The following is a 4,024-nucleotide window of genomic DNA, read 5'->3' as shown; positions in this document are numbered from 1 at the left end:
GCGCTTCCAAGCGTCTACCGGAAGATGTCAGAAGGTGAACTCGAAAGACGGATTCGATGCATTCAAGGTGAATACCTGCGAGCGCGCCGAGCAGTATTTCTGTGCGAGGTCGGCGGCGAACGCGCTCGCGGCGTTCAGTTCTTCCTTGTTGAGTACAGGCAGCAGACAGTCGACGTCCAGAACCGCATGACGTGTGCTCGGCTGGATGCCGGTCGCCTTGCCGCCCTGGCTGTTCCAGGCTCGACACAGCACGGTCTTGGAGTCATCGTCGTAATAGATGATCTCGCCGGGCTCGATCTTGGATTCCTCGTCGCGGCCGAACGGGGTGAACGACTCGTTGCCAGTGGCCGGGCCCAAAATTAGGTTGCCGGTCACGCTGTCCGCGTCGATGAGACCGCTCGGAGTAAAGTATTCGAGCGAGACGAGATTCGAGATCGCCACCAGCGGGGAGATAAAGGGAATCCTGTCGCTGCCACCCTTCTTGATCCGCCGCACCAGACTGCTGATCGACGGCCGGATCCGCTGACCCTGAGGCGAGGGGAAAAGCCGGTACGCCGCTATCCATGCTTCGATTCGAGGGTCGCCGGCTGTCAGCGTGGGGTCGTCTTCGATCTCCTTGAGCCGCTGCCGGAACAAGACCTCCAACTCTTCGGCTGGCCGGGAGTTTTCGACGTCGCTGATGATCACTACTGCGCGCTCGAACTCCGGTGCGCGCTCGAAGACATCAGGTGAAACGGTGTACAACACGGCAGCCTCAATCTACTCGGGCCGGAAACTGTCTGGCAGTGACGTACCTCACTGTACTAGGTGCCGGGTGGCGTGAAAAATCTGGTCGATCTCCTCGCCTGTCAGTTCGCGGCGGAACGCCATGAACTCACGGATGTACCCATGGAAGTTGTACCCGCTGTACGGCTCTTCTTTGCCGGGCAGGAAACCGCCAATATTCATCACTTCGCACGGCTCCGTGCCATGACCGCGGGCGATCGAGGTCACCAGTCGCCCGTTCAGGTATGACTTCACGTAGCCGCCGTCATAGGTGAGAGCGACGTGGAGCCAGCGATCCACGGGGACTGCGGAGAACGGACCCGAGTCGCAGGCGTCCTCGCCGCTTAGCGACCAGCGCCTGGGGTCGCAGAAGAAGAACACCCTCAGGCCGGGTTCCATGGCCATCGCCGGTTCGAAGAAGGGGCTACCGTGAAAGAGTCCAAAGGATTTTCCGTGAGCTTCTCCGCCGTAACAGAAGACGAACCGGGGCAGATAGATGCCGTTGGAGACCGGCCCACCCAGTTCCGTGAACCGTAGCCACATGGTGAAAGTCCGATTTTCGCGATGCACCGGCAGATCTGGCTTGTGGACCTGCACCACGGTGTTGCCGTCGAACCGCAGGCCGCGGCTGTCGAAAACGCCGCCCATGCGAGAGGGCTCGACGTCGACGGCGTTGATGATCCTCGTCGTCGAGGGTGTGTGGGCGATATCCTCGACCTTGTCGGCCAGGGGCAGGTATGCGACTAAGTCTGGCATCTCGGCCAGCAGTTCGCGAGGCGGCCTGAGGATTCTGATGACCTGCCGCCGGAGATCGGCTCGCCAGGAGGACATCCGGACATAGATGAGTCCGGCCAGGTCGGAGGGCAACTCGATGGACTCGTCGTAGATGATAATGACCCGGGAGCGTCCCATCTTGGCGATGAAGTACCCGGACTCGAAGATGACGTTCTGCCTCGCTCTGGGCGTCGGGTTGGCCCCATTAGCATTACCCAGGTCGTCGGCTGTCCAGACAGCGATGACCACGTCGACGTCCGCGCGGGATTCGAGAGCCTCTAGCACGGTCTCGCCGCTGTGTGACTGGTCCTTCAGGATGACGACGCCCTCGACGCCGACCTCCGACCGGAGGTAGCTTTCGATCTCATACATAAGTTGCGAGTGCCCGTGAACGATGAAAGCTTTGGTCATTCCCGGATTCTCCTCGATGCTGGAGGCTAGGTCGCTCGTTTGTCAGTTGCGATGCTGGGCGAGGGCGGTGTAGAAGATCTCTGCGAACGGCCTGGCGTCGTCATCGACCTGGTCCCGCTTGAAGCGGTCGCCGAATCTCAGGTTGTAGGCGGTGAACCACGCGGCGGATTCTCTGAGGAAGATGATGTCATGAATGGCCATGTTTCTGATCGCCATGATGGGCCAATCCGAGACGGACGCCCGGAAGCCATGGTTCCATGCGCCGCGGACCTGGCATCGCGGATGGAACTGGCCGAGCATCAGGCCACGCGTGACGAAATCGGACTTGAGCTGGTGCTGGGAGAGGTCCAGCACGCCGTAGTGGTCCTTGTCAATGTTGGGGAAGACGATGACAAGCGCTTTATTGAGTTGCCGTGCCTCGCTGAAGGGCGGAGTCGTCCGAAAGTGATCGGCGTAGGAAAGCATGGCCTGGTTGAGTTGATCGATGCTAACCCCGGTAATCTCGGAGTGGATCTGCACGCGGAATGCATTGGATTTAATGGATCCCCCGACGAATGGGCACAGCACCTGGTCGCCGTAGGGGCGGTGCACCTCGGAACTTGGCATGGCCAGGGTCGATCTGCCCCACTCAAGAACCGAGTTGGCGATTTCGATGTCATGTGGCGTCATGCCGATCATTTCAGCGCCGGTCCGTCAGGTGCCGCACGTCATCCTTTGCCGTGGCGACAGGGAGTATTTGGTCGATGCATCGAGGACGGCTCCAGAAGCCGGACGAATGGGAATGTTGCGCATGGTGGACCCAAGTCATCGTGTCTATCCCGTCGGTCGCCCCCGCGAGGTTCCCTCCGCCTCCCGTGGAAATCATGGCAGAACCGCCTCGCAGCTTTTGACGATAACAGAGGATCTCACGGCTGGGGTGGTTTGCCGGAAGGTCGACCTGGGTGGAGAGCGTGCGGGAGCGTGGTCAGGGCTTCGGCGTGAAGCGGGTATGCCCGGTTTGATCACTGGATGAGTCCATGGAGGTAGAGGGCATCGATCGGACGGGTGAGGTCGCGTCGGCCCTCGGGGATGTAGCAGGGTCATTGCCAGGGGCGCGTCAAAGTCAGGTGTCAGGGGTTTGAGCTGGGCGTTTGCGCGAGGACACGAGGTGTCCGGTAGGTGACGGATGAGGCCTGGATGGCTTTGATGGAGGTTCCTACACCTTGATCCGTCCAAGCCGAGGCCTCACCCGTCGATGTCATCCACTCGCACTGCCCTCGTTCCTGCTGCCCTGCCCGCCCCGATCCCCGCCGCTCGGTCGCTGATCGAGGTGTTCGCGCAGGTCAGCGACCCTCGCGCCCGTCGTGGAGTACGTCACCAGGTCTGCGCAGTCCTGGCCGCGGGGCTGGCCGCCACGCTGGGCGGGGCCCGTTCGTTCGCCGCGACCGCGCAGTGGGCCGCCGAGAGCGAGGCTGGCCTGCTGCGGCAGCTCGGCTTGCCCGAGCGCCCTCAGAAGCGACGTTCCGCCGGGTCATTACCAGCACGGACGCCGATCAGCTGGACGCGCTGCTGGGCGTCTTCTTTCACACCCGCACAGCATCTTTGGGCGGACGCCGGGTGATCGCGATGGACGGCAAGAGCGTGCGGGTGCGACACGAGGTCGCATGCATTGAGTGGATCACGTTGCAGGAGGTGCCGTTGTGGTGACGTGATCTCCGGTCCGTGCTCGGTGACCGGTCTCCTCCCTGGCGTGCGTCGCGGGTAACTGCGGGGTGCGAAACCCAGGGTTCAAGCCGAAGGGTCCTCGTTCCTTCCGAGGGCCACGGGCGAGGAGAAGAACGGGCGGGCGAACGTGAGTGAACCCTTGGCTGATGCCTCGTCATCTTGAAGGTCCGGGTAGAAGGGATGTTTCACCGGGCCGAGATCAGGGACTGGCCGCTGGGAAGCGGCAGATGCCGGTGACGGAACGCACCGTTGCCGGGTGAGCACCATCGTCCCCGGGGTACAGAGGGCGCCCTATCCGTTCGTGTCTCATGCATGTGGAACGTGGAAACCCCGTCCGGGTCCAGCCCTTGGTGTGAAGAGTGCCGGGTTC

Annotated in this window: 4 protein-coding genes; 1 reads left to right on the top strand and 3 read right to left on the bottom strand. The window is 62.1% G+C overall.

The window, feature by feature from the left end; all coding sequences use genetic code 11:
- Nucleotides 1-27: 27 nt before the first annotated feature.
- From LR394_RS40920 to LR394_RS40910, 3 genes are read right to left on the bottom strand one after another with little or no spacing between them, the layout of a single operon-like run.
- Nucleotides 28-747, bottom strand: a complete 720-nt coding sequence (locus LR394_RS40920) for a B3/B4 domain-containing protein (protein ID WP_231450122.1) — start codon at nt 745-747, stop codon at nt 28-30.
- Between the two features lie 48 nt (nt 748-795).
- Complete coding sequence (locus tag LR394_RS40915; protein ID WP_231450121.1) at nt 796-1,950, bottom strand: TIR domain-containing protein; 1,155 nt, start codon at nt 1,948-1,950, stop codon at nt 796-798.
- Nucleotides 1,951-1,992: 42 nt separating this feature from the next.
- A complete protein-coding gene (locus LR394_RS40910; protein WP_231450120.1) occupies nt 1,993-2,628 on the bottom strand; it encodes a DUF6875 domain-containing protein in 636 nt (211 codons plus the stop codon).
- A gap of 556 nt (nt 2,629-3,184) precedes the next feature.
- Between LR394_RS40910 and LR394_RS40905 the strand changes: the two genes are divergently transcribed.
- Entirely contained in the window at nt 3,185-3,550 is a 366-nt protein-coding gene (locus tag LR394_RS40905; protein WP_231450119.1) for a transposase family protein, read from the top strand.
- Nucleotides 3,551-4,024 lie beyond the last annotated feature (474 nt).

The sequence above is a fragment of the Kineosporia babensis genome, from assembly GCF_021129305.1.
GTDB lineage: Bacteria > Actinomycetota > Actinomycetes > Actinomycetales > Kineosporiaceae > Kineosporia > Kineosporia babensis.
Note: the sequence above shows the minus strand (reverse complement) of the source record. Positions and strands in the feature narration are given on the sequence as shown.